The organism is Sulfitobacter sp. HI0027 (genome assembly GCF_001634775.1).
Classification (GTDB): domain Bacteria; phylum Pseudomonadota; class Alphaproteobacteria; order Rhodobacterales; family Rhodobacteraceae; genus Sulfitobacter.
Genome location: NZ_LWER01000115.1, coordinates 1 through 23,803, shown reverse-complemented (window position 1 = coordinate 23,803; position 23,803 = coordinate 1). Strand labels below are relative to the sequence as shown.

The following is a 23,803-nucleotide window of genomic DNA, read 5'->3' as shown; positions in this document are numbered from 1 at the left end:
GCCAGATGAGTCGCGCCCCGCAACAGAGGTAACGCGGCCAGACAAGAAGAGGAGAGACCGATGAATCCAGCCAATGAGCCGAGTTTCCGCGACAGTGTGGACCTGATGTTCAACCGCGCGGTCGCGCTGATGGATTTGCCACCCGGTCTTGAAGAGAAAATCCGCGTTTGTAACGCCACCTACACGGTGCGTTTCGGCGTCCGCCTGCGGGGCCGTATGCATACTTTCACCGGCTACCGCTCGGTGCATTCGGAACATATGGAGCCCGTAAAGGGCGGCATCCGCTACTCCATGGCCGTGAACCAGAACGAGGTCGAAGCGCTGGCGGCGCTGATGACCTATAAATGCGCCTTGGTCGAAGCGCCCTTTGGCGGGTCCAAGGGCGGGCTTTGCATTGATCCGCGCGACTACGACGAGCATGAGCTAGAGTTGATCACCCGGCGTTTTGCCTATGAGCTGATCAAGCGCGACATGATCAACCCCGCGCAGAACGTGCCCGCCCCCGACATGGGCACTGGCGAGCGTGAGATGGCGTGGATCGCGGATCAGTACAAACGCATGAACACCACCGACATCAACGGTGTCGCCTGTGTCACCGGCAAGCCGATCAACGCGGGCGGCATCCAAGGCCGGACCGAGGCGACGGGCCGGGGCGTGCAATATGCGTTGCAAGCCTTCTTCCGTGATCCCGAGGGGCTGAAGAAAGCCGGTCTGAGCGGTAAGCTTGAGGGCAAGCGGGTCATCATTCAGGGTCTCGGCAATGTGGGCTATCACGCCGCCAAGTTCCTGAGCGAAGAGGATGGCGCAAAGATTACCGCGATCATCGAACGCGATGGCGCGCTGCACAGCGAAGACGGGCTGAACGTCGAAGCCGTGCACAAGTGGATCGAAAAGCACGGCAGCATCAAAGGCTACGCCGATGCGAAGTTTGAGGAAGATGGCGCCAAGTTTTTGGAAGCAGAATGCGATATCTTGATCCCTGCCGCGCTTGAAGGTGTCATCAACCTCAGCAATGCCGAGCGTATCCAAGCGCCGCTGATCATCGAGGCCGCCAACGGCCCTGTGACCGCCGGGGCGGATGAGGTGCTGCGCAAGAAGGGCACGGTCATCGTGCCGGACATGTATGCCAACGCGGGCGGTGTGACGGTCTCGTACTTCGAATGGGTCAAGAACCTGAGCCACATCCGCTTTGGGCGTATGCAGCGCCGCGCCGAGGAATCGCGTCACCAACTGGTGGTGGATGAGCTTGAGCGGTTAAGCGCGGACAAGCAACTGGGTTGGACGCTGAGCCCGAACTTCAAAGAGAAGTACCTGCGTGGTGCGGGCGAGTTGGAGCTGGTCCGCTCCGGTCTCGATGACACGATGCGCACGGCCTATGAAGCGATGGCCCATGTCTGGCACAGCCGCGAAGATGTCGATGACCTGCGCACGGCGGCCTATCTCGTCTCGATCGAAAAGGTCGCGGCGAGCTATCACGCCAAAGGGCTTTGAGGGGGCGTATCTCCCCTTAAGTGAACGAAAAAGGGGCGCAGTGCGCCCCTTTTTGCTGACCGGGCCCACGATGGGGGCAGAGGGCGCTTTCGGTCATTGATACTTGCGCCCCAAGTTGCTTGACTGCGGCAAGACCGGGGGAGGCGAATGATGCGATTTTCAGGACTGCGGGTGTTGCGCGAAGGTTTGACCGGCAATCGCGGTTGGACAGCGCAATGGCGCGATCCAGAGCCGCAGGCGGAATATGACGCGGTGATCATCGGCGGCGGCGGCCATGGGCTGAGCACGGCCTATTACCTCGCCAAAAACCACGGGATGACCAATATCGCGGTACTTGAGAAAGGCTACCTCGGCGGGGGCAACGTGGGGCGCAACACGACGATCGTGCGCGGCAACTACTTTCTGCCGGGCAATTCCGAGTTCTACAGCCATTCGCTGAAGCTCTGGGAAGGGCTGGCGGAGGAATTGAACTACAACGTCATGTTCAGCCAGCGCGGGGTGATCACCCTGTTTCACTCAGACGCGCAGCGCGATGCTTCGGCCCGGCGGGGCAACGCGATGATCAACCAAGGCGACGATGCGGAACTCTTGGACCGCGACGGCCTGCGCAAACTGCTGCCCTATCTGGATTACGACAATGGCCGTTTTCCCATCCACGGCGGGCTGCTGCACCGGCGCGGCGGCACCGCGCGGCATGATGCGGTGGCATGGGGCTATGCGCGCGGCGCGGACCAGCGCGGCGTCGATCTGATCCAGCAATGCGAGGTCACCGGCATCGACATCGAGAATGGCAAGGTGCGCGGCGTAGAGACCACGCGCGGGCCGATCCGGGCCAAGAAGGTGGCGATTGTGACAGCGGGGCGCTCGGGCCAAGTCGCTGCCATGGCCGGGATGCGCCTGCCGATTGAGAGCCATGTATTGCAGGCCTTCGTCTCCGAAGGGCTAAAGCCCGTGATCGACCATGTGATCAGCTTTGGCATGGGGCATTTTTATATCAGCCAGTCGGACAAGGGCGGGTTGGTCTTTGGCGGCGATCTGGATTTCTACGCCTCCTACGCGCAGCGCGGCAATCTGCCAATGATGGAACATGTCATGGAGGCGGGGATGACCCTGATGCCGATGCTCGGCAAGGCCCGTGTGCTGCGTTCTTGGGGTGGGATCATGGACATGACCCCCGATGGCAGCCCGATCATCGACAAGACTGATACGCAAGGTTTGTTCATCGATTGCGGCTGGTGTTACGGCGGCTTCAAAGCGGTGCCGGCCTCGGGCTTTGCGCTGGCGCATCTGATGGCGACGGGGCAGCACCATGAGACGGCGGCGGGCTTTAGGTTCGACCGTTTCCGCTCGGGCGAAGGTCTGATGGATGAAGAGGCCACCGGGTCTCAGCACAACTTGCATTGAGGGAGGGCGACCATGCGGATTGAATGCCCCATTTGCGGCAGCCGGGACCGGCGAGAGTTCTATTATCGCGGCGACGCCATCGCCTTGGCGCGGCCAGCACCCGAGGCCGGGGATGATATCTGGGACGGCTACCTCCACCTGCGCGACAACCCGGCAGGGCAGACGCGAGACCTGTGGCAGCATGAGAGCGGTTGCGGCGCGTGGCTCGTCGTCACCCGCGATACGGTGACCCATGTGGTGCAGGCCGTGGAACTGGCATCGGACGTGAAAAGGGCGATGGCATGAGGATCGCAGGGCGCGGATTGATCGACCGAGACACGCCGGTCAGCTTTACCTTCGACGGGCGGCGCTATGATGGCTTTGCGGGCGATACGGTCGCCTCGGCCATGCTGGCGAACGGGCAGCGGCTGATGGGGCGGTCGTTCAAATATCACCGCCCGCGCGGGGTGCTGAGCGCAGGCAGCGAAGAGCCGAACGCGCTGGTGACCACCGGCGTTGGCCCCGCGTCAGAGCCCAACGTTCGCGCCACCATGCAGGAGATTTACGAAGGGCTGGCGGTGCGCAGTCAAAACGCTTGGCCGAGCCTCGATCTCGACCTCATGGCGGTGAACGATCTGGCGTCGCCGTTCCTCGGGGCGGGGTTCTACTACAAGACCTTCATGTGGCCGCGCAAATTCTGGAAGCACGTTTATGAGCCGGTGATCCGCCGTGCCGCGGGGCTCGGGCGATTGAGCGGCGGGCCCAATGCCGACGCCTATGAGAAAGCCTATGCATTCTGCGATCTCTTCGTGATCGGCGCAGGCCCGGCGGGCCTGATGGCGGCGCTGGTGGCGGCGCGGGCGGGGGCGGATGTGATCCTTGCCGACGAAGATGCGCTGATGGGCGGGCGGCTGAATGCCGAGAACGAGCACGTCGATGGCCAGCCGGGTCATGCATGGGCGGCGGGCGTGGTGGCGGAACTGGCGGCGATGGACAATGTGCGGCTGATGCCCCGCACGACGGTCACCGGCGCCTATGACGGCGGCATGTTCGGCGCGTTGGAGCGGGTCAACCAACACCGCGCGCGGCGGGGCGAGGGCGCGCCGCTGGAGTGTTTCTGGCGCATCGCGGCCAAGCAATCGATCCTCGCGGCAGGCGCGTTGGAGCGCCCGGTGGCTTTTGCCAATAACGATCGCCCCGGCATCATGACCGCGGGTGCGGTGCGGGCCTATCTGAACCGCTGGGGCGTGGCGCCGGGCAAGCAGGTTGCGGTTTTCGGCAACAACGACGACGCCCACCGCACGGCCCGCGATCTGGCAGCGGCGGGGGTGCATGTGGCCGCGTTGATCGACAGCCGCGAGGGGGTCAGCATTGAAGGGGCGGATTTCCCGGTGCTGCGCAGTGCCGTGGTCTGCAACGCTTCCGGCCGCAAGGAATTGGAGGCCGTGACCATCCGCACAGCGGGCGGAGAGCACAAGATACAGGCTGACTGTCTGGCCATGTCGGGCGGCTGGAATCCTTCGGTGCATCTGACCTGCCATCTGGGTGGGCGACCCATTTGGGATCCAGCGATCCACTCTTTCGTCCCAACCCCCGGCGCTGTGCCGGGGATGCATGTGGCGGGGGCCTGCAACGGCATCTTCTCGACCCACGGCTGCCTTGCAGCGGGTGTGGCCGCGGCAAAGGATGTGCTGGAGGCGTTGGGCCGCAAAGCAGAGGCTGTGGACCTTCCGCAGGCCGATGATGCGCCCTACACTCTCAAACCCCTCTGGGCGGTGCCGGGCAAGGGCCGGGCGTGGCTCGATTTTCAGAACGATGTCTGTGTGAAAGACGTGCAGCAGGCGGCGGCAGAAAACTTCCGCTCGGTCGAGCATATGAAGCGCTACACGACCCAAGGCATGGCCCCCGATCAGGGCAAGAACTCCAACGTGGCGGCGCTGGCGGTGTTGGCAGATGCTACCGGGCGCGGCATTGCCGAGACGGGCACGACTACCTTTCGCCCGCCTTATTCCCCGGTTGCGATTGCAGCGATGGGCGCGGGCGGGCAGGGCAAGGGCTTTGCGCCCGAGCGGCTGACCACCAGCCATGCCGCCAGCCTTGCCATGGGTGCTCCGATGGTGGAGGCGGGGCTGTGGTATTGCCCCAGCTATTTCCCACGCGGGCAGGAACGCAACTGGCGGCAGTCCTGTGACCGGGAGGTCGGTTTTGTGCGCAACACGGTTGGGGTCTGCGATGTCTCGACCTTGGGCAAGATCGACATTCAAGGGCCGGATTCGGCCAAGCTGCTCGATCTGGTTTATACGAATAAGTTCAGCACCTTGAATGTCGGCAAAGTGCGCTACGGGTTGATGCTGCGGGAGGATGGTTTCGTCATGGACGACGGCACCTGCGCGCGGTTGGGCGAGTCGCATTTCCTGATGACCACCACCACGGGTGCAGCAGGCGAAGTGATGCGGCATCTGGAATTCGTCACCCAATGTCTGCACCCTGAGTGGCAGGTGCATCTGACCTCGGTCACCGAACATTGGGCGCAGTTTGCCGTGGCAGGGCCGAAGGCGCGCGACTTGCTGAACGGGCTGCTGGAGCAGCCGATCGACAATGACAGTTTCCCCTTCATGGCCTGTGGTGGCGTACGGCTCGGCGGGGTGGAGGCGCGGCTGTTCCGCATCTCTTTCTCTGGCGAACCTGCCTATGAAATCGCGGTGCCCGCACGCTATGGCGCGGCGCTGTTCGATCTGCTGGTCGCCCGGGCAGAGGCGCTGGAGGGCGGGGCCTACGGGATGGAGGCGCTCAACGTGCTGCGGCTGGAAAAGGGCCATATCACCCATGCAGAGATTGACGGTCGCGCCACGGCGGGCGACATCGGCATGGAGCGGATGGTGTCGGACGCAAAGGACTGTATCGGCAAGACAATGTCGGAACGCCCCGGCCTGCGCGATCCGGAGCGGGGGCAATTGGTGGGGCTACGGCCCGTGGGCGCGGTGAAACAGTTGACCGCAGGGGCGTTTCTGTTCGAAGCCGGGGCCGAGGCGCGCCGCGAGAATGCTCAGGGGCATACGACCTCAGTCGGCTTTTCGCCGGATGTCGGCACCTTTATCGGGCTGGGCTTTGTCACCCGGGGCCGCGCCCGGCATGGGGAGGTGATGCGCATGGTCGATCATCTGCGCGAGATTGAGGCGGAGGTGGAAATTTGCGCCCCAGTCTTTGTCGACCCTGAAGGAGGGCGCGCCCGTGGTTGAGTTGAAAGCACAAACGCCCTTTGGCGACCTGCTCCCGTTAAAGATTGGCGGCATGACGGTGGCGGCCTGTGACATGGGTCAGTTGACCGTCCTGGGCGCTTTCGATCGTGCGGGCCTGTCAGAGGCGCTTGAGGCGACCCATGACCTCGCCTTGCCCGACCCGCTACGCAGCACCGCCAAAGGCGATGCCCGCTGCCTGTGGTTTGGTCGGGATGAAGTGCTGCTCGTCGGTGTTGCGCCGGGCGAGGCGCTGACGAAACATGCAGCCCTCGTCGATGTCTCAGACGGATGGGCGGTGGCGGAATTGCAGGGGCCGGGGGCCGAAGACGTCTTGGCGCGTTTCGCCCCGGTGAATCTGCGCGCGGCGGCGTTCAAACCCGGTCAGACCCTGCGCAGCCAGTTGCGCGACATGCCTGCCTCGATCACCCGCACTGAGACCGGCTTCCTGCTGATGGTCTATCGGTCGATGGCCGCCACTTTGGTGCAGGAGTTGCGCCGCGCTATGGAAGCGGTGGCATCGCGGCGCTAGGTTGTCCGGCGGGGGCCCGAATCCCCGTTTGGCAAACAACGGAGCATAGACATGAACAAAACGATTTTCGCCGCTTTGGCCGCGATGAGCATGGCGGTCTCGGGCCCGGCGCTGGCGGCCTCGAAAAAAGAAGACAGCTGTATGCATCAGGCCGCCGTGGTCGCCGCGGTGCAGCAGGCGCGGCTTGACCGGGTGAAGGAACGCGAAGTGCCTGCCGCCGTGAAGGCCAAGGCGACATGGCCCGAGAGCTTTAACACTGCGATCCCGTTGGTGACCCCTTGGGTTTATGAGATGAAGATGCGCGATGTGAAAAAGAACGATCTTTCCGCTGCATGGAAAGAAATGTGCCTCGCGCAGTAAGCTAACAAACACAATGCCGGGCAGGGGCGCTGCCCGGCGTGGAAGGGCGCTTTGCCGCCCGTGGCTGACCTGCCTCCTCTGGACTCTGATCCGCCCCGCCCGGTATATGAAGTCATGAGCCTGCCCCCTGGATTTTTGGAAGAACTTCGTGACCGCGCCAGCCTGTCTCAGGTGGTGGGGCGCAAGGTCATATGGGACAACCGAAAGTCCAATCAGGGCAAGGGCGACATGTGGGCGCCATGCCCTTTCCATCAGGAAAAATCCGCCAGCTTTCACGTCGATGACCGCAAAGGCTTCTACTACTGCTTTGGTTGTCACGCGAAAGGGGATGCGATCTCTTTCGTGCGCGAGACCGAGAATGTGAGCTTTATGGAGGCGGTAGAGATCATCGCCCGGGAAGTCGGCATGCCGGTGCCCAAGCAAGACCCGCGCGCGCAGGCCAAGGCCGACAAACGCACCCAACTGGCCGAGGTGATGGAGCAAGCGGTGCAGTGGTTCCGCCTGCAATTGCGCACCGGGGCTGCGGGGGCGGCGCGGGACTATTTGGCCAAGCGCGGGTTGTCGGAACAGGCGCAGGCCCATTGGGAGATTGGCTTTGCGCCGAACAGTTGGCAGGGGCTTTGGGATGCCCTCAAATCTAAGGGCGTGGCGGATGAGTTGATCCTTGGTGCGGGGCTGGCGAAACCCTCGTCCAAGGGCGGCAAGCCCTATGACACCTTTCGCGGGCGCATCATGTTCCCGATCCGCGATGCGCGGGGGCGGGCGATCGCTTTTGGCGGTCGCGCGATGGACCCCGAGGATAAGGCGAAATACCTCAACTCGCCTGAGACGGAACTCTTCGACAAGGGCCGCAGCCTTTACAATGTGAAAGACGCCCGCGCCGCCGCAGGGCGGGGGCAGGCGTTGATCGTGGCCGAAGGTTATATGGATGTGATCGCCCTGCATGGGGCGGGGTTTGAAGGGGCCGTGGCCCCGCTTGGCACCGCGATTACCGAGAATCAGTTGCAGATGCTGTGGCGGATCGCGCCCGAGCCGATTATTACGCTGGATGGCGACGCGGCGGGGCAGCGCGCGGCGCTTCGATTGATCGATCTGGCCCTCCCGCTGTTGGAGGCCGGGCAGAGCTTGCGTTTCGCGGTGATGCCCGAGGGGCAAGACCCCGACGATCTGCTGCGGGCCCAAGGGGCCGGGGCCTTGCAAAAGCTCTTGGACAGCGCCCTGCCCATGGTGCGTCTGCTGTGGCAGCGCGAGACCGAGGGCAAGGTCTTTGACAGCCCCGAACGAAAAGCGGCGCTGGATAAAAGTCTGCGCGAAAAGATTAAACTTATCCGCGATCCGTCGATCCGCAGTCACTATGGGCAAGAGATCAAAGACCTGCGGTGGGACCTGTTCCGCCCGCAAAAACAGCGCCCTGATTTTCGTCCCGTGGGCGGCAGAGGGCCGGGCAAGGGCGGGGGTAAAGGGGGCAAGGGTGTTCCATGGGGTGCACCGCTGGCACCTTTGGCGAGCACGAAAGCCTCGGCCCTCGTGGCGATGAGCGATGAACAGGTGGGCATGCATCTGCGCGAGGCGGTGATCCTCGTGGCCCTCGTCGACTGCCCTCAATTGGTTGAGACTTTCGAAACCGGGTTGGAGGCCATGCGCTGCGATGATCCTGACCACGCCCGGCTGCGCGATCTGCTGCTGCGCTTTGGCCATGCAGGTCAAGAGACGCTGCGCGATGAGATTTCCTATTCCCTCGGCTGGGAGACCCTTGAAAACATGAAGGGGCAACGCCACGTTGCGATCACGCCCTGCATCCGCAATCCCGGCAATGTCGAAATGACCCGGCTGACCGTCGCGGAGGAACTGGCCAAGCTGGATGCCGCCCGTGGGCTGAACGAAGAGATTGCCGAAGCCGTCGAAGACCTCAGTGGCCCGGCGGACGAGGGGGTAACCTGGCGCCTGAGCGAAGCGGCCCGCGCCGCCGACCTTGCCCGCCGCAGCGCGCAGGAAGAAAGCAACGGGGAATTCGACGTGGGCGACAACGGCATGACCATGGACCGCGATGAACGCAGCGCACTGGATGCGCTCTTGGGAACGATTAAATATGAGAAGTCCAAGGGACGCGGCTGAGCATCAGCGTGGCCCATTTGCAGGACTTTTTGAAAATGCTGGGCAACGGGTTTAAGAATCACCAATAACCCCGCATGATTCGGAAAACCGAATCGTCTGCGGATGATTCGCGCTGACGCGCTGAAGGAGCATGAGATGGCTGCCAAAGATACGAATGACGACGCAAAGAGCAACGATTCAGAGGCTGGCCACTCGCTCGACATGAGCCAAGCCGCCGTGAAGAAGATGATCGGCGAGGCCCGCGAAAAGGGCTATATCACCTATGATCAGCTCAACACGGTGCTGCCGCCCGATCAGGTAAGCTCGGAACAGATCGAAGACGTGATGTCGATGCTGTCGGAAATGGGCATCAACATCATCGAAGACGAAGAGGCCGAAGAGGAAGAGAACAAAGGCTCGACCGAAGTCACGACCACCGAGTCCAACCGTGATGTGGCGCTGTCGTCTGGCACCTCCGAAAAACTCGACCGCACCGATGATCCGGTCCGCATGTACCTGCGCGAGATGGGCAGCGTTGAGTTGCTTAGCCGTGAGGGCGAGATCGCCATCGCCAAGCGGATCGAGGCGGGCCGCAACACGATGATCGCCGGGCTTTGCGAAAGCCCGCTGACGTTTCAGGCGATTACCATCTGGCGCGACGAACTTCTGTCCGAAGACATTCTGCTGCGCGACGTGATCGACCTTGAGGCGACGTTTGGCACCCAGATGGGCGATGAGGAAGAAACCACGCCGGTCGTTGCCCCTGCCGCCGGGACCGAGACCAAGAGCGAAGACACCAAGCCCGAGTACGACGCCGACGGCAACCCGATCTCATCCGACGACGACGACGATGAGGACGAACAGGCCAACATGAGCCTTGCGGCCATGGAAGCGGCGCTGAAGCCTCAGGTTCTCGAAGCGCTCGACATTATCGCCGACGACTACGAAAAGCTCAGCGCGATGCAGGACAGCCGCATCTCGGCCACGCTGAACGAAGACGGGTCTTTCACCAAAGATCAGGAGGCAATGTACCAAAAGCTGCGGTCCGAGATCGTGCTGTTGGTGAATGAACTGCACCTGCACAACAACCGTATCGAAGCCCTGATCGACCAGCTTTACGGCATCAACCGCCGCATCATGCAGATCGACAGCGCGATGGTAAAGCTCGCCGACCAAGCGCGCATCAACCGCAAGGAGTTCGTCGACAACTACCGTGGCTATGAGCTTGATCCCAACTGGATGGAGCGGATGGCCGAGAAGTCCGGTCGCGGTTGGCAGATGTTTATCGAACGCTCTAGCGACAAGGTCGAAGAATTGCGCGCTGACATGGCGCAGGTCGGTCAGTATGTCGGTCTTGATATCTCTGAATTCCGCCGCATCGTGCAGCAGGTCCAGAAGGGCGAAAAAGAAGCCCGTCAGGCCAAGAAGGAAATGGTCGAAGCGAACCTGCGCCTCGTGATCTCCATTGCCAAGAAGTACACGAACCGCGGCTTGCAATTCCTTGATCTCATTCAGGAAGGTAACATCGGCCTGATGAAGGCCGTGGATAAGTTCGAGTACCGTCGCGGCTATAAATTCTCGACCTACGCCACATGGTGGATCCGTCAGGCGATCACCCGTTCGATCGCGGATCAGGCGCGCACCATCCGTATTCCGGTGCATATGATCGAGACGATCAACAAGCTGGTTCGGACCGGTCGCCAGATGCTGCACGAGATTGGCCGCGAGCCGACGCCCGAAGAACTGGCCGAGAAGCTGCAGATGCCGCTCGAAAAGGTCCGCAAGGTGATGAAAATCGCCAAAGAGCCGATCAGCCTTGAGACCCCCATCGGCGATGAGGAAGACAGCCAGCTGGGCGATTTCATTGAGGACAAGAATGCCGTGCTGCCGCTCGACAGCGCCATTCAGGAAAACCTCAAGGAAACCACCACCCGCGTGCTGTCATCGCTCACCCCGCGTGAGGAACGTGTCCTTCGGATGCGTTTCGGGATCGGCATGAATACCGACCACACGCTTGAAGAGGTTGGCCAACAGTTCTCAGTCACCCGCGAACGTATTCGCCAGATCGAAGCCAAGGCCCTGCGCAAGCTCAAACACCCGAGCCGTTCGCGCAAGCTGCGCAGCTTCCTTGATCAATAAAACGATGCGCGGCCCCGGTGGCCGCGCTTTCTTTTGCGGGGTGGGCCTTTGACCTGCCGCGCGCGCCGCTTACATCAGTGGGATGCCGCCAAAAGGATCCTCCGATGCGCAAATCTCTCCTTACCCTTCTGTGCTTGGTGCTGCCGCTGCAAGCCGCCGCGCAGGCTTATCGGGCCGAGAATTGGTTGGTCGTCGTGCCCCTCACCGCGCGTGATTTTGAGGTGATCGAAGACCACGGTGCAGGCGCGCGTCACGTCTGGTGCGCAGCGGCAGAATTTGCGCAGGATGTTTTGGGCCTGCCGCGCAGTGAGCGGCTTTTCATCAAAACGCCCCGTGGGCCGTCGCTCAGCGGTGTGGGCCGAACCGGCGTTGTTTTCACCACCGATCCCGAGCGGATAAACGGCGATATCCGGCAGTCCTATTCCGTCACTCTGCGTCGCGCGGGAGAGAACCTGCCCAGCCACCATGCGCGTCAGTTCTGTTCGGACCACCTGATTGAGTTGGAAGATTTCTAGAGCCACACTCTGACCCAGACCGTTGTCTGCGCGGCACCTCGGGCCTATCCTGCGTGGGATGTTGCGGTGGATCAATCTCATGCGTCTCGTTCTTGCCAGCCTGTTTCTGACCCTCGGCGTCAGCCAAGCCGCTGCCCTTTGCGACGCAGGCAGCACCACGGTTTTGAGCTGTACGACCGGCAGGGGCACCAAGCAGTTGGATGTCTGTATCACCGGGGATCGCGTAACCTACCGCTTTGGCCCTCACACCGCGCCTGACCTGAGGCTAAGCGCACCGATCAAGGAGGTTGCGCATCAGCCTTGGCCGGGGATTGGTCGCGCCATTTGGGAGAGCACGACCTTTCGCAACGGCGCGTTTTCCTATGAGGTCTACGGCGCATACGACAAGATTGATCAAACCAGCAATGGCGGTGTGACAGTGACCGAGCAGGGCCGCGAGATCGCAGCACTTACCTGCGACAGCGGTACGGCGGAACTGGGGCTCTTTGCGCTCAGCGACGCGAAACAGGCTGCGGGCCAATGCTGGGATGCCGACGCGCGAAATTGGGGAGCCTGCTAAGATGCAGACTATATTTACCGTCGAAACGCGCGGGCAGGCGCTCTACGAATTCACCGATGATGTGGCCCGATGGCTTGCCGGGCAGGGGGATGGGCTGCTGACGCTCCTTGTGCGGCACACCTCTGCCTCGCTGTTGATCCAAGAGAACGCCGATCCAGACGTGCAGCGCGACCTCTTGGCCTATTTCGCGCGGCTGGTGCCGCCTGCGGATGCGCCGCAAATGGGCTATCTGACGCATCTGTTGGAAGGGGCGGATGACATGCCTGCGCATATCAAAGCCTCGGTTCTGCCCGTCAGTCTCAGCATCCCCGTGGCGCGGGGGCGGATGATGCTGGGGACATGGCAGGGCATCTATCTGTTCGAGCACCGCAATGCCCCTCATCACCGCCAAATCGCGGCGCATTTCCGGCCCGACTGACGCCGGACCGGACAGGGTTCAGCCCGTCGGCATCAGATGGATTTCACGCACCGCCGCCCGCGCAGGTGCTTCGAGGGCATGCATGACGGCATTTGCCACGTCCTCGGGTTGCAGCTTGTCGGGTTTGGCCTCATCGAAAAAGGCCGTATCGACCATGCCGGGGGACACCACCATGCAGCGGCCACCCCATTCGGCCATCTCATCCGCCAGATTGCCCGCGAAACCGTGGATGAACCATTTGGTGGCGCTATAAATCGAGCCTTGGATATGGCGCCGTCCTGCGGCAGAGCCGGTGACGACATATTGCCCGGTCGTCTTGCGCAGATGCGGCATGGCGGCATGAGCGGTATAGAGCGCGCCCATGATATTGAGGTCCACCATCGCCTTCCAATCCTGCGGATCGCCCTTTTCGGTGCCCGCCGGGCTGGTGCCACGTCCGGCATTTGCGAATGCTGCATCGACCCCGCCAAAGTGATCGGCGAGCTTGTCGAGCGCCTGTTTCTGCGCGTCGTAATCGGTGGCGTCGCCCACCAATACCAGTGCCTGATCGCCAATCTCATCAGCGAGGGCGTTCAGCTTGTCTTCGCTGCGGGCAAAGAGGCCGATGTTCCAGCCCGCTTTGGCTGCGGCACGCGCGGTGGCCGCGCCGATCCCGCTGGAGGCGCCGGTGAGGAAAAGTGTTTTGGTCATAGCATGCTCCGTTTATGTCCTTGGCTGACCAACGCGGGGGCATGGTGTTGGGTCCATGACACATTTTTGAACGCAACATCTAGCTGTGGAAATCTTCTCTACCCAAAACCTCGCGGCTCCCCTATAAGTTTTGACAAGAGGGCCGCGCGCCCCACAAGTGAGGCAGGATGAAGAGGGGGACGGCCCATGCGCTGCCCGTTTTGCGGAAATATCGACACCCAAGTGAAAGACAGCCGCCCAGCCGAGGATCACGTCTCGATCCGGCGCAGACGGTTCTGTCCGGCTTGCGGGGGACGCTTTACCACTTATGAACGGGTGCAACTGCGCGATCTTGTGGTGATCAAAACCTCTGGCAAACGCGAAGACTTTGACCGCGACAAGCTGGAACGCTCGATCCGCATCTCCATGCAAAAGCGCCCCATCGATCCCGAGCGTATCGATCAGATGATCTCTGGCATCGTGCGGCGGTTGGAAAGCATGGGCGAGACCGACATCAGCTCGAAACATATCGGCGAGATCGTGATGGAGGCACTGGCCCGGATCGACACCGTTGCCTATGTGCGTTTCGCCTCTGTTTACAAGAACTTCCAAGCCGCGGATGATTTCGATAAATTCGTTCAAGAACTGCGGCCCGACGCCCTGCCGGAAGAGTGACCGGCGATCGGGTGAGCGACGCGCGGTTCATGGCGCTTGCGCTGTCCTTGGGGCGGCGCGGGCAGGGCAATGTTTGGCCCAACCCGGCGGTCGGCTGTGTCATCGTGCAAGGCGCTCGGATCGTTGGGCGCGGTTGGACCCAGCCCGGCGGGCGCCCCCATGCAGAGCCGCAGGCGCTGGCGCAGGCGGGCGCTGCGGCGCGCGGGGCGACGGTCTATGTCACGCTTGAGCCCTGTTCCCACCACGGTAAGACACCGCCCTGCGCGCAGGCGCTGATCGACGCGGGCGTGGCGCGGGTGGTGATCGCGACGCAAGATGACGACGCGCGGGTGAACGGACGCGGCATCGCGATGTTGCGCGCGGCGGGGATCGAGGTCTCAGTCGGGCTGCACGAAGACGCGGCCCGCGCGGATAACGCGGGTTTCTTCTGCCGTACCGATTTGGGCCGTCCGATGCTCACGCTGAAGCTGGCCAATTCCTTTGACGGGCGCATCGCCACCGGTACGGGCGAGAGCCAGTGGATCACCGACGCCCCGGCGCGGCGGTTGACCCATGCCATGCGCGCGCGGCACGACGCGGTGATGGTCGGGGCAGGCACCGCGCGCAAGGATGATCCAAGCCTCACGGTGCGCGGTCTTGGCGTCGCCCAGCAACCGGCGCGCGTTATCGTCTCACGCAGGCTCGACCTGCCGTTGATGGGACAATTGGCGCGGACGGCGGCAGAGGTGCCCTTGATCCTCTGCCATGGCACGGATGCCGATCCGGCCTTGGTCAAAGCGTGGTCCGATCTGGGGGCGACGCTGCTGCCCTGTGCCGCGCGGGGGGCGCAATTGAACCCCAATGATGTGTTGCGGCAACTGGCGGGCCATGGGCTCACCCGTATCTTCTGCGAGGGCGGCAGCGCCTTGGCCGCGTCCTTGATTGAGGCGGATTTGGTCGACCGGCTGGTGGGCTTTACCGCCGGGTTGGTGATCGGGGCTGAAGGTCTGCCGGGGATCGGAGCGCTCGGCCTTTCGCGACTGGCCGAGGCGCCGCGCTTCGTGCTGCAATCGAGCCAGCAGATCGGACCGGACCTGCTGCACGTTTGGCGGCGCAACGCAGCCGACTAAACGCTACCGCCGCCAGAGGTGGCTCTGACTGGCAAAGACGCCTTGAAGTTTCGACAGCAGCCGGTTGCCCAACCCGGCGCGGGGCAGGGTGCCGGTTGCCAGCCGTTCGACCACCACTTCGACGGGGCAGGGCAGGCCGCTTAGCGGATCGCGGTAGCGCGGGTAGTCGATGAGGGCAGCATGGACGAGCCCTTCCAACGTCGGTTGCGCCCGGCGGCGGGGCGGCACGTCGCCTCGGTCTTCAGTCAGCCCCCAGCCCGCGTAGAAGGGCGCGCCCAAGGTCACCACCGGGACGCGCCGCAGCAGGGCTTCGAACCCCAAGAGCGAGGTCATGGTCCAAACCGCGTCGACTTGGCCCAGCAGGGCCATCGGGTCGGCGTGGTGGAGGATAAGATCGGCGTCGCCTGCGTCGGTCGCACCTTTGCGCAGGCCCGCTTCGACATCGGGGTGGGGTTTGTAGAGGATCACGGCATCCGGGTTGGCGGCACGGGCGGCGGCCAGCAGGGCCGCGTTGCTGCGCACGGTGTCTGTGCCCGTGAGGATCGAAGCGTCATCTTCCACCTGACCGGGCACAAGGATGCGGCGTCCCGTTGGCAGATCGGGCGCGGCGCCGCCAAGGTTGTATTTGCTCAGCCCCGCGCCGGTGAGCCTGTCGATCAGCGCGCGGGCGCGGGCCAGTTGATCGGGGCGCAGCTCGGCGCGTTTTTCGATCCATTTCTCCAGACGGCTTGGCCCTTGGGGGTCGTAGTAGATGCCCAGATCATCGCAGACCAGCGAAAGGGGCGAGACCAGTTCGGCCCCCAGCCCGCGTGAACGCAGAAACCCGTCTTCAATCCGCAACGCACCTTGGGGCGCGGTCTCTGCCTTGCTGGCCCAGACCATGGCGCGGCGGGGCGGCTTGGGGGCTTCTGCCGGGCCTTTGCGGAAGCGAAGCGGCGTTGACGCGCCAAAGAACTGCTGCAATGGGCGACGCTTCCACAGGCGCATGCCCCAAGCGTCCCAACCGGGGTGATCCTCCCGCCACGCGCGGGCCTGCGCTGTGAGCGCGGCGAGAGCCGTCTCGAAACTGCCGAGCCGGTCGCGGTAGGGGTCGTACCACGTGGGATAGAGGATCATCGCCGCCGCAAAGAGCTGCGCGCGGCTAAGGCGGCGCTGGCGGCGTTGGACGGGGAATTCATCCTCCGTCAGCCCCCAGCCCGCGTAGAAAGGCTGGCCAAAGACGCGCGGCCTGTGCCCGGCAAAGATCGCCTCGAACCCCATTTGCGAGGAGACGGTATAGACGCCGACAGCGCCTTCGAACAACGCCAAAGGGCTGATGGGATCGGTCCGCAGGGTGATCCGGTCGTTGGTATCCTCGGGGCCGAAATGCCCCGCGCGATAGCCCCGCACCGTCTCGGGGTGGCTTTTGATGATCACCCGCGCGCCGGGGTGTTCCTCTTGCGCGAAGACGAGCATTTCCAGAAACCGTGCGCGATCCGCCCCCGAGGCGGTAACCGAAGCGTCGCCGCGGGTCTGGTCGATCACCAGCACATAGCCCGGTTCAGGCGCAGGGGTGCCGAGGTCAAAGCCCGCGTATTTGGTCAGATGCGCCTCGGCCATCTGCGCCATGCCGCCCCGCGCGCGGTCCAGTAGGGCGGTGTTGTCCAGCGGATGATGGGCAAGAAGTTCTTCAAGGTCAGAAGGTTGGGCGGGGTCGAAATGCGCGCCCCGGCTGTCGATCAGCAGGCCCAAGGGCGGTTCTCCGGCGCGGCCCGGGTGGAGAGAGCGCAGCCAAGCGTCCTCCACACGGATCACCGGCACGCCGCGTTTTGCCGCCACGGCCAGCCCACGGTGCGCGGTGGGGGAGTTGCCCCAGACCGCCACGGCATCATCGGGACCGGGTAGGCCGATGCGCAGGGAATGGCCCGACAGCTGCAAAATGCGCCGCACCCGCCGCTGCGTCAGAAACCCGCCGTTATATACGAAAAGCCGCCGGCTCCTTTCGGGACCGGCGGCGGGGTATTGGTATGGGTCAGCTTCAAAGGCCACCGGCGTGGATCAGCCGCTGGTGAGCGATGAGATGCTGCCGGCCGACCCTGCCGTGCCTGTGATGGCCGAGATCACCTTGCTCCACTGGGTGAAGGGCGCTTCGGTGACATAGATCGTGTCGCCGTCGCGGATCACGAAGTCTCGGGCCATGAACATGCCGTTGGGTTTGGTCAGGTCGGTCACATAGACCAAGCGCTGCGCGCCTGTCAGGTCACTGCGCCCCAGCACCTGCTCGGCGACTTCTTCAGGCTCATTGCGGAAGACGAAAACGCCGGTGGGATCAGCCGAGATCGGGCTCAGCCCGCCGACCTGCGCGATACCTTCCAAAAGCGAGAGGTTCTGCGATTCAAAGGGCACGCGGGCCTGACCTCCGGTGGCGCCAAGGGCGGTGAAAGAACGTGTGTCTTCCTCGACCAGAATGCGGTCGCCGGGGCGCAGCGCGATGTCGAGTTCGGGGTGGTCATAGAGGTCTTGGAACCAGATTTTGCCCCGCTGCCCGCCGCGGATCACGGTGACCTGCGCGATTTCGGGAATGATGGTCACACCGCCTGCGCGGGCCAGCATGGCGGCCAGCGTGCGGGTGGGGCGCTCAATCGGGTAAACGCCCTGCGCACCGATGGAGCCAATGAGCGATACGGTCGAGCCGTCACCAGCAGCGCGGCGCACTTCGACCTGCGGGTCGGGGGTTTGTTCGCCCAGTTTCTGGGTGATGATGCGGCGGATGGCCTCGGGTGTGTTGCCCGCAGCGCGGATGCGGCCCGCGTAGGGAATAAAGATAAAGCCTGCGCCATCGACCTGCACTTCTTCGAGCAGGGTGGCCGGCGCGCCTTCGACGCCCAAAAGCGGGTCATCCACGTTCTCGTAAACGGTGATGCCGAGGATGTCGCCCGGTTGGATCGTGTCAGAGCCGACCCGGCCTGCGTTTTTAAAGCTTTCGGAAAAGCCAAGCGCGGGGGCCACGGCGGTGGCACGGGTGACGCGGTCGTTCACGCTGACGACAAAGGCATCGCCCTCGCGTTGAACGGAGCCTGCATAGATTTGCCGCTTGTTCGGCCCGACCTGTGGCAAACCACAAGATGAGATGACGGCCACTGCCGCCAGTGCTGCGACGGGACGCGCCCACCGGAAAGATACGGATTTCACTGCCCGGTCTCCTCGACCTGAAATATCTGCCTCGAAATCGCCAATTGTTTTGGCGTATTACTTTGCAACTTAGCGCAGCCTAACAAAAAAATCTACAGGCCGGAATGGGTTAACTCAGGTGACGACCCGCAACTGTTGCCGAGGGGCCGCGGTGCCCTGTTCCAGCGCGTCATATGGATCGTCGGGCGCGAGCATCATATCGACCACTTGGCGCAGCAATTGCCGCCGCCCCCGCGCGGCATAGAACCCGCCCGGAACCTGAGAAGTTTCAAGGAGATAGCGGCGGTAGTCCTTATAGGCGCGGTTGTCGGGGCGGCTGGCCGTGGCAAAGAAATCCGGCAAAGGCTGGTCCGACACGAATTCTGGCTGGGAATAGACCGCCCGGCCAAAGACCTTGAGGGGGATGCCGCGCCAAAGCACCTGTTGCCCGGCGGTAGAGTTCACCGTGACCGCGCTGCGGGTGTCGTTCAAAAGCTGTGCCAGCTTGCCGCCGCGCACGAAATGCACCCGGTCTGAAACGCCGAAGGCACGTGCCAGCCGTTTGACATCGCGCCGCACGGGGACGCGGCCATCCTCCAACGGATGCGCCTTGATGACGAGGTGGTGGTGCTGCGGCGCGCCCTTGGCAAAGCCTTCGATCACCAACTCTAGGAAATCGGCCATCGTGTCGAAGGGCGAATGCATCTGGAAAGAGGAATCATGCTCCAGTTGCAGCAGCGCCAGATGATAGGGAAAGCCGCCCAGCCGGATTTTTAGCGTCGCCAGCAAACGGTCGGCGGCCAGCACCGGCATCAGCAGCAGGCGCTTGAGGTAGAGGCGGAATTCCTTGGTCACCGGCAGGCTGCGGTGGGGTTTGAAATTGCGGTAGTCGCCGTTTCGGAACATTACGAACCAATGGTAAAGCGCGCCGTAAAAGATGTGGTGCCGCATGTCGCCCCAGTGGCCGGGGGGCAGCGGGGCTTCCATGTCCGAGCGCGCCAGCGCTGCCTGCATCTGCGGAATGGTCATCTCCATTAGGCGCGAGTTGCCGTTTGAGCCGCCGCGCTCATAGGTGACCCAATAGGGCCGCATATAGCCTTCCTCGAAAACATGCACGGTGATGCCGCGGCGCTTGGCTTCGGCCACTGCTTCGGCGTGGATGGGGCGTGTATCGCCGTAAAGCACGATGTCGGTGACCTGCTTTTCGTCCAGTAGGGTGGCGAAAACGCTCGGCCAATCCTCAACCGTGCCGCGATAGGGGATGTAGGTCGACGGATGAAACCAAAAGGCCCGATCGCCCGCGTTGAAGCCTACACGCCAGACCTCAGCGCCCGCCCGGCGCAGCATCTTGCCCAGACTGTTGAAGAAAGGCCCATGCGGGCCTTGCAGGAACAGGAAGGTGCGGGCGGGGGCAGCGGTCACGGTCATACGGGTCCTAAATCGGCGTGTTTTACCCTTAACCACCATATAATAGGGGCGACAATGTGGCGTCACCCGCTCTTGCCTGTGGCGGTGCGCGGGTTTACCACTGCGCCAAACTGCAAAGGAGCCTACCCCATGTTTACCGGCATTATCACAGACGTTGGCAGCGTGATCAAGCTGGAGCAGGAAGGCGACCTGCGCGCGCGCATTCAGACCGGCTATGATACCAGCAGCATCGACATGGGCGCCTCCATCGCCAGCGACGGGGTCTGCCTGACGGTCGTGGGGCTGGGCGATGATTGGTACGAGGTGCAGATCAGCGCCGAAACGGTAGCTAAGACCAACCTTGGCCAGCATTGGGCCGAAGGGCGGCGCGTGAACCTTGAACGCGCGTTGAAGGTGGGCGATGAGCTGGGCGGGCATATCGTCTCGGGCCATGTCGATGGCGTGGCCGAGATTACCGAGATGAAAGATGAGGGCGACAGCACCCGCGTGACGCTGCGCGCGCCGAAGGATTTGGCACGGTTCATCGCGCAAAAGGGCTCGGTCGCGCTGAACGGCACCTCGCTCACTGTGAATGATGTCGATGGCTGCGATTTTGGCATCAATTTTATTCCGCATACTAAAGAGGTGACGACTTGGGGCGACGCCAAGGTTGGCGATCTGGTCAACCTCGAAATCGACACGCTGGCGCGCTACGTCGCGCGGCTGAACGAGATGTGACGCGGCGCCCTTCGGGGCGCGCTCTGGCCAAGCGGCGCGGGTCAGGCTAAGAGCCGGGCAACAGATAGATGGAAAGCAGCCGATGCAATTTGACAAACCCGGACCGGTCGAGACAGGGCTGAGCGACGCGATTTCGCCGATCGAAGACATCATCGAAGACGCGCGCCAAGGTCGCATGTTCATTCTGGTGGACCATGAGGACCGCGAGAACGAAGGCGATCTGGTGATCCCGGCGCAGTTTGCCGATGCCGCGGCGATCAATTTCATGGCGACCCATGGGCGCGGGCTGATCTGCCTGCCGATGACCTCGGCGCGGGTCGATCATCTGGGTCTGCCGATGATGGCGGTGAACAATTCGTCTCGGCATGAAACGGCCTTTACCGTCAGTATCGAAGCGCGTGAGGGTGTCAGCACAGGCATCTCTGCCGCCGACCGTGCGCTGACCGTGGCAGTCGCGATCTCGGAACAATCCGGTTCGGCGGATATCGCCACCCCCGGCCATGTTTTCCCGCTGCGCGCCCGCGATGGTGGCGTGCTGGTACGGGCAGGCCATACCGAAGCCGCGGTCGATATTTCGCGCCTTGCGGGGCTGCACCCTTCCGGCGTGATCTGCGAGATCATGAAGGACGACGGCGAAATGGCGCGTCTGCCCGATCTGGTGGAATTCGCCGCCGAACACGGGCTGAAAATCGGCACGATCAGCGATCTGATCACCTATCGCCACAAACACGACAACCTGCTGGTGGAACGTAACAGCCGCACCGTGACCTCGGCTTATGGTGGAGACTGGCAGATGCGGGTGTTCTCTGACCAGATTACCGGCACCGACCATGTGGTGCTGACCAAGGGCGATATCTCAACCCCCGAGCCGGTGCTGATCCGGACCCATGCGATCAACGCGCTGGAAGACATTCTGGGCCTTGGCCCCAGCCCGGCGGATGAGCTGCCGCGTGCCATGCAGATCATCGCTGATGAGGGCCGCGGCGCTGTTGTGCTGTTCCGCGATCCTTACCCGCGCCTCAAGCTGGACCCAGAGGATGACGACCGCCCGCGCACCATCAAACGCACCGGGCTGGGCGCGCAGATCCTGTCGTCGATGGGCCTGCATGAGTTGGTCCTGCTGACCGACAATCCCGACACGCGCTATCTGGGCCTTGATGCCTATGCGCTGGAAATCGTGGGCACCCGGCCCATCACCACGGAGTAATCGCCATGGCTTCCGCCGAAGAACACACCATCCTGCCGCGCCCGGAATTTGATGAGCCGGTGAAGCTGCTGATCGTCGTTTCGCCCTATTATTCGGACATCGCGAACGGCATGCTGACCGGCGCCAAGGCCGAGTTGGAGGCCGCAGGCGCCAGTTACGAGGTGGTCGAGATGCCCGGCGCGTTGGAGATTCCCACCGCCATCGGCATTTCCGACCGGGGCAGTAATTTCGACGGTTATGTCGCTTTGGGTTGTGTGATCCGGGGCGAGACGACGCATTATGAAACCGTCTGCAACGACAGCAGCCGCGCCTTGCAACTGCTTGGTCTGCAAGGGCTTTGCATCGGCAATGGCATTCTGACGGTCGAGAACAAGAAGCAGGCCGAAGTCCGCGCCGACCCTGAGGGGCAAAACAAAGGTGGCGGGGCGGCGGCTGCGGCCTTGCATCTTATCGCGCTCGCTCGTAAATGGGGCCGCCAGAGCAAGGGCATCGGGTTCAAGCCATTCGGGCAAGACACTTTGATGGCCGGCGACACGGATGGATCAAACCTCGCATGACCAGCAACGCGCTTTCGGGCAATCAGAAACGTAAGATGAAGTCGGCCTCGCGGCTCTATGCCGTGCAGGCGCTGTTCCAGATGGAACATTCCGCGCAGACGGTCGATGTCGTGCGTCACGAGTTCATCGACCACCGTTTCGGCGCCGTCTATGAGGGTGACGAAATGCAGGAGGGGGATGTCGATCACTTCTCTCGCGTGCTTGAAGATGCGGTGATCTACCAGGCACCGATCGACCAGATGGCCAACCGTGCCATCGTCGCCAAATGGGCCATCGCCCGGATCGACCCGACCCTGCGCGCGCTGTTCCGCGCCGCGGGTGCCGAGCTCCGCCATGACGATACGCCGCCGCGTGTGGTGATCAAGGAATACGTCGACGTGGCGCATTCGTTCTTCCCCGAAGGGCGCGAGCCGAGCTTTGTGAACGCCGTGCTTGACCACATGGCCCGCGAGGCCCGTCCCGAAGCGTTTTAAACGCAAGGGAAAGTGGCCCCGAGGGGCCATCAACCACATCATAATCTTGGGAAAAGTGACGGGAACCGCGCCTGCCGCTGCTGTTTTATATTCCCGAGGACCTGTATGTACAGGTGGGCGCCAGGTAACCGAACCAGGGCTCGGACAGAGCCAGCTCCCTCGGATTTGCTTAAGGCCACTGGAATGTAACGTTCACGAACAGGGCAGAACCCGTCCACCCCGATGTAGGCGGCGCAGGGGGCTGCGGCAAGGGGGCGAAGGTGGATTTGCAAAACTTCTGCGCTCCGCTCAGTCCTCAGAAGGGATAAAGCCATAGCGGCGCAGCTCTTCCGGCAGCAGCACGTAGATTTCATCGGGCGGGGTGACCAGCGCATGCTGCATCACCAGCGGGTCTACCCCCATGTCATCCAGATAGCGCATCACCTCTCCTTGGCCGCGCTGGATATCCTCAACGGCGACAAAGGCGGGCAGAATCGTGCTTTCGCCAAAGTAATGCTGATGTACCCCGACCGAGGCGCTGTCGGGGACCGTGCGTGCTTCGCCTGCGGCCAGCAGGTAAGGGCAGGCGGAATAGCAGATGTCGCCCTCACGCAGCGCGGTGTCAAACCCTTCGCGGCGCAGGTAGCGGCCCAGTTCCAGCGCATCGCGGACCGACCCGCCGGGGGAGTTGAGATAGATTTCCTCGGGCGCGGGGGAAAGCTCGGCCAGTTGCTTGGCGATCCGCTCTGCATCGCCTGCTTCGATGGTGCCTTCCAGCAATGCCGCGCGGCCGCCAGAGACGGGCGTGAGGATCAGCCGGTCGGGCAGGGCGGTATCGGGCATCGGCTGGCCGGGATTTGGCGCGCGTTCGGGGCGAAAGCGGCGGGTCTGGTCGCCGGGGCGGATGGGCTCGGTCAGTTCCGGTGCGCGCGGGCCAAAGCCGGGCAGGCGCAGCCCTTCGCCCAAATCGCCCCAGAACAGCAGCACCGCGAGGCCCAGTTGAAAGATCAGCACGCCGATCAGCACCCGCCCGACGATGGGCGGGCGGCGGTTGCCTTCCAGTTTCTCCGAAGTCTCCTCGCTCATGTGCTTTTTATCGGCGTGACGTGGCC

At 63.0% G+C, this 23,803-nt stretch carries 22 protein-coding genes and 1 other RNA gene; 17 read left to right on the top strand and 6 right to left on the bottom strand.

What is annotated here, in order from left to right:
• Positions 1-60: 60 nt before the first annotated feature.
• The 11 genes from A3722_RS06140 (at position 61) to A3722_RS06090 (ending at position 12,727) form a co-directional block, all read left to right on the top strand.
• The gene (locus tag A3722_RS06140) at positions 61-1,491 is read left to right on the top strand and encodes a Glu/Leu/Phe/Val family dehydrogenase (protein WP_067626629.1); all 1,431 of its coding nucleotides are present in this window, start codon (positions 61-63) and stop codon (positions 1,489-1,491) included.
• Positions 1,492-1,641: 150 nt separating this feature from the next.
• On the top strand, positions 1,642-2,895 hold the full coding sequence (locus A3722_RS06135; RefSeq protein ID WP_067626643.1) for a sarcosine oxidase subunit beta family protein: 1,254 nt from the start codon (positions 1,642-1,644) through the stop codon (positions 2,893-2,895).
• A 12-nt stretch (positions 2,896-2,907) separates the two neighbouring features.
• Positions 2,908-3,180: a sarcosine oxidase subunit delta gene (locus A3722_RS06130; protein ID WP_067626627.1), complete on the top strand. Its 273-nt coding sequence runs from the start codon at positions 2,908-2,910 to the stop codon at positions 3,178-3,180.
• A complete protein-coding gene (locus A3722_RS06125; protein WP_067915997.1) occupies positions 3,177-6,113 on the top strand; it encodes a sarcosine oxidase subunit alpha family protein in 2,937 nt (978 codons plus the stop codon). Before A3722_RS06130 ends, A3722_RS06125 begins: the two co-directional genes overlap by 4 nt.
• Positions 6,106-6,642, top strand: coding sequence for a sarcosine oxidase subunit gamma (locus A3722_RS06120; protein WP_067626512.1), 537 nt, complete (start codon positions 6,106-6,108; stop codon positions 6,640-6,642). Before A3722_RS06125 ends, A3722_RS06120 begins: the two co-directional genes overlap by 8 nt.
• 51 nt (positions 6,643-6,693) lie before the next feature.
• Positions 6,694-7,002 carry a hypothetical protein gene (locus A3722_RS06115; RefSeq protein ID WP_067626514.1) on the top strand — a complete coding sequence of 103 codons (309 nt, stop codon included), beginning with the start codon at positions 6,694-6,696 and terminating at the stop codon, positions 7,000-7,002.
• Positions 7,003-7,116: 114 nt separating this feature from the next.
• The gene (gene dnaG / locus A3722_RS06110; RefSeq protein ID WP_067915995.1) at positions 7,117-9,117 is read left to right on the top strand and encodes a DNA primase; all 2,001 of its coding nucleotides are present in this window, start codon (positions 7,117-7,119) and stop codon (positions 9,115-9,117) included.
• 135 nt (positions 9,118-9,252) lie between these two features.
• Complete coding sequence (gene rpoD / locus A3722_RS06105) at positions 9,253-11,235, top strand: RNA polymerase sigma factor RpoD (protein ID WP_067623169.1); 1,983 nt, start codon at positions 9,253-9,255, stop codon at positions 11,233-11,235.
• Positions 11,236-11,339: 104 nt separating this feature from the next.
• Positions 11,340-11,750 (top strand): hypothetical protein, encoded by a 411-nt coding sequence (locus A3722_RS06100; protein WP_067623135.1) that lies wholly within the window; start codon positions 11,340-11,342, stop codon positions 11,748-11,750.
• A 79-nt stretch (positions 11,751-11,829) separates the two neighbouring features.
• On the top strand, positions 11,830-12,309 hold the full coding sequence (locus A3722_RS06095; RefSeq protein ID WP_067623137.1) for a hypothetical protein: 480 nt from the start codon (positions 11,830-11,832) through the stop codon (positions 12,307-12,309).
• Between the two features lies 1 nt (position 12,310).
• Positions 12,311-12,727: a secondary thiamine-phosphate synthase enzyme YjbQ gene (locus A3722_RS06090; protein WP_067623139.1), complete on the top strand. Its 417-nt coding sequence runs from the start codon at positions 12,311-12,313 to the stop codon at positions 12,725-12,727.
• Between the two features lie 18 nt (positions 12,728-12,745).
• Here A3722_RS06090 and A3722_RS06085 read toward each other — a convergent pair whose 3' ends face one another.
• Positions 12,746-13,417: an SDR family oxidoreductase gene (locus tag A3722_RS06085; RefSeq protein WP_067623141.1), complete on the bottom strand. Its 672-nt coding sequence runs from the start codon at positions 13,415-13,417 to the stop codon at positions 12,746-12,748.
• A gap of 186 nt (positions 13,418-13,603) precedes the next feature.
• Here A3722_RS06085 and nrdR point away from each other — a divergent pair, with 186 nt between their 5' ends.
• A complete protein-coding gene (gene nrdR, locus A3722_RS06080) occupies positions 13,604-14,071 on the top strand; it encodes a transcriptional regulator NrdR (RefSeq protein ID WP_067264800.1) in 468 nt (155 codons plus the stop codon).
• A 29-nt stretch (positions 14,072-14,100) separates the two neighbouring features.
• Positions 14,101-15,180 carry a bifunctional diaminohydroxyphosphoribosylaminopyrimidine deaminase/5-amino-6-(5-phosphoribosylamino)uracil reductase RibD gene (gene ribD, locus A3722_RS06075; protein WP_067623170.1) on the top strand — a complete coding sequence of 360 codons (1,080 nt, stop codon included), beginning with the start codon at positions 14,101-14,103 and terminating at the stop codon, positions 15,178-15,180.
• A gap of 3 nt (positions 15,181-15,183) precedes the next feature.
• Here ribD and A3722_RS06070 read toward each other — a convergent pair whose 3' ends face one another.
• From A3722_RS06070 to A3722_RS06060, 3 genes are all read right to left on the bottom strand, one after another.
• Positions 15,184-17,208 (bottom strand): capsular polysaccharide biosynthesis protein, encoded by a 2,025-nt coding sequence (locus A3722_RS06070; RefSeq protein WP_067623148.1) that lies wholly within the window; start codon positions 17,206-17,208, stop codon positions 15,184-15,186.
• A 9-nt stretch (positions 17,209-17,217) separates the two neighbouring features.
• Positions 17,218-18,351 (bottom strand): polysaccharide biosynthesis/export family protein, encoded by a 1,134-nt coding sequence (locus A3722_RS06065; protein WP_201721973.1) that lies wholly within the window; start codon positions 18,349-18,351, stop codon positions 17,218-17,220.
• 114 nt (positions 18,352-18,465) lie between these two features.
• On the bottom strand, positions 18,466-19,758 hold the full coding sequence (locus tag A3722_RS06060; RefSeq protein WP_067623151.1) for a capsule biosynthesis protein: 1,293 nt from the start codon (positions 19,756-19,758) through the stop codon (positions 18,466-18,468).
• A gap of 129 nt (positions 19,759-19,887) precedes the next feature.
• Between A3722_RS06060 and A3722_RS06055 the strand changes: the two genes are divergently transcribed.
• The 4 genes from A3722_RS06055 (at position 19,888) to nusB (ending at position 22,712) form a co-directional block, all read left to right on the top strand.
• Positions 19,888-20,475 carry a riboflavin synthase gene (locus A3722_RS06055; RefSeq protein ID WP_067623155.1) on the top strand — a complete coding sequence of 196 codons (588 nt, stop codon included), beginning with the start codon at positions 19,888-19,890 and terminating at the stop codon, positions 20,473-20,475.
• An 82-nt stretch (positions 20,476-20,557) separates the two neighbouring features.
• Positions 20,558-21,682, top strand: coding sequence for a 3,4-dihydroxy-2-butanone-4-phosphate synthase (gene ribB, locus A3722_RS06050; protein WP_067623158.1), 1,125 nt, complete (start codon positions 20,558-20,560; stop codon positions 21,680-21,682).
• Between the two features lie 5 nt (positions 21,683-21,687).
• Positions 21,688-22,239: a 6,7-dimethyl-8-ribityllumazine synthase gene (locus A3722_RS06045; protein ID WP_067623161.1), complete on the top strand. Its 552-nt coding sequence runs from the start codon at positions 21,688-21,690 to the stop codon at positions 22,237-22,239.
• On the top strand, positions 22,236-22,712 hold the full coding sequence (gene nusB / locus A3722_RS06040; protein WP_067623163.1) for a transcription antitermination factor NusB: 477 nt from the start codon (positions 22,236-22,238) through the stop codon (positions 22,710-22,712). The genes A3722_RS06045 and nusB overlap by 4 nt, the downstream gene beginning before the upstream one ends.
• Positions 22,713-22,770: 58 nt before the next feature.
• On the opposite strand, the gene ssrS is transcribed toward nusB, so the two are convergent.
• Positions 22,771-22,925: non-coding RNA, 6S RNA (gene ssrS / locus A3722_RS06035), on the bottom strand.
• A gap of 75 nt (positions 22,926-23,000) precedes the next feature.
• Complete coding sequence (locus A3722_RS06030) at positions 23,001-23,777, bottom strand: hypothetical protein (RefSeq protein WP_067623166.1); 777 nt, start codon at positions 23,775-23,777, stop codon at positions 23,001-23,003.
• Between the last annotated feature and the right edge of the window lie 26 nt (positions 23,778-23,803).

What these genes read in the sequence shown, in the direction of transcription:
- A3722_RS06140 (WP_067626629.1), top strand. Translation starts at nt 61, where the DNA reads ATGAATCCAGCCAATGAGCCGAGTTTCCGCGACAGTGTGGACCTGATG.
- A3722_RS06135 (WP_067626643.1), top strand. Translation starts at nt 1,642, where the DNA reads ATGCGATTTTCAGGACTGCGGGTGTTGCGCGAAGGTTTGACCGGCAAT.
- A3722_RS06130 (WP_067626627.1), top strand. Translation starts at nt 2,908, where the DNA reads ATGCGGATTGAATGCCCCATTTGCGGCAGCCGGGACCGGCGAGAGTTC.
- A3722_RS06125 (WP_067915997.1), top strand. Translation starts at nt 3,177, where the DNA reads ATGAGGATCGCAGGGCGCGGATTGATCGACCGAGACACGCCGGTCAGC.
- A3722_RS06115 (WP_067626514.1), top strand. Translation starts at nt 6,694, where the DNA reads ATGAACAAAACGATTTTCGCCGCTTTGGCCGCGATGAGCATGGCGGTC.
- dnaG (WP_067915995.1), top strand. Translation starts at nt 7,117, where the DNA reads ATGAGCCTGCCCCCTGGATTTTTGGAAGAACTTCGTGACCGCGCCAGC.
- rpoD (WP_067623169.1), top strand. Translation starts at nt 9,253, where the DNA reads ATGGCTGCCAAAGATACGAATGACGACGCAAAGAGCAACGATTCAGAG.
- A3722_RS06100 (WP_067623135.1), top strand. Translation starts at nt 11,340, where the DNA reads ATGCGCAAATCTCTCCTTACCCTTCTGTGCTTGGTGCTGCCGCTGCAA.
- A3722_RS06095 (WP_067623137.1), top strand. Translation starts at nt 11,830, where the DNA reads ATGCGTCTCGTTCTTGCCAGCCTGTTTCTGACCCTCGGCGTCAGCCAA.
- A3722_RS06090 (WP_067623139.1), top strand. Translation starts at nt 12,311, where the DNA reads ATGCAGACTATATTTACCGTCGAAACGCGCGGGCAGGCGCTCTACGAA.
- A3722_RS06085 (WP_067623141.1), bottom strand. Translation starts at nt 13,417, where the DNA reads ATGACCAAAACACTTTTCCTCACCGGCGCCTCCAGCGGGATCGGCGCG.
- nrdR (WP_067264800.1), top strand. Translation starts at nt 13,604, where the DNA reads ATGCGCTGCCCGTTTTGCGGAAATATCGACACCCAAGTGAAAGACAGC.
- ribD (WP_067623170.1), top strand. Translation starts at nt 14,101, where the DNA reads ATGGCGCTTGCGCTGTCCTTGGGGCGGCGCGGGCAGGGCAATGTTTGG.
- A3722_RS06060 (WP_067623151.1), bottom strand. Translation starts at nt 19,758, where the DNA reads ATGACCGTGACCGCTGCCCCCGCCCGCACCTTCCTGTTCCTGCAAGGC.
- A3722_RS06055 (WP_067623155.1), top strand. Translation starts at nt 19,888, where the DNA reads ATGTTTACCGGCATTATCACAGACGTTGGCAGCGTGATCAAGCTGGAG.
- ribB (WP_067623158.1), top strand. Translation starts at nt 20,558, where the DNA reads ATGCAATTTGACAAACCCGGACCGGTCGAGACAGGGCTGAGCGACGCG.
- A3722_RS06045 (WP_067623161.1), top strand. Translation starts at nt 21,688, where the DNA reads ATGGCTTCCGCCGAAGAACACACCATCCTGCCGCGCCCGGAATTTGAT.
- nusB (WP_067623163.1), top strand. Translation starts at nt 22,236, where the DNA reads ATGACCAGCAACGCGCTTTCGGGCAATCAGAAACGTAAGATGAAGTCG.
- A3722_RS06030 (WP_067623166.1), bottom strand. Translation starts at nt 23,777, where the DNA reads ATGAGCGAGGAGACTTCGGAGAAACTGGAAGGCAACCGCCGCCCGCCC.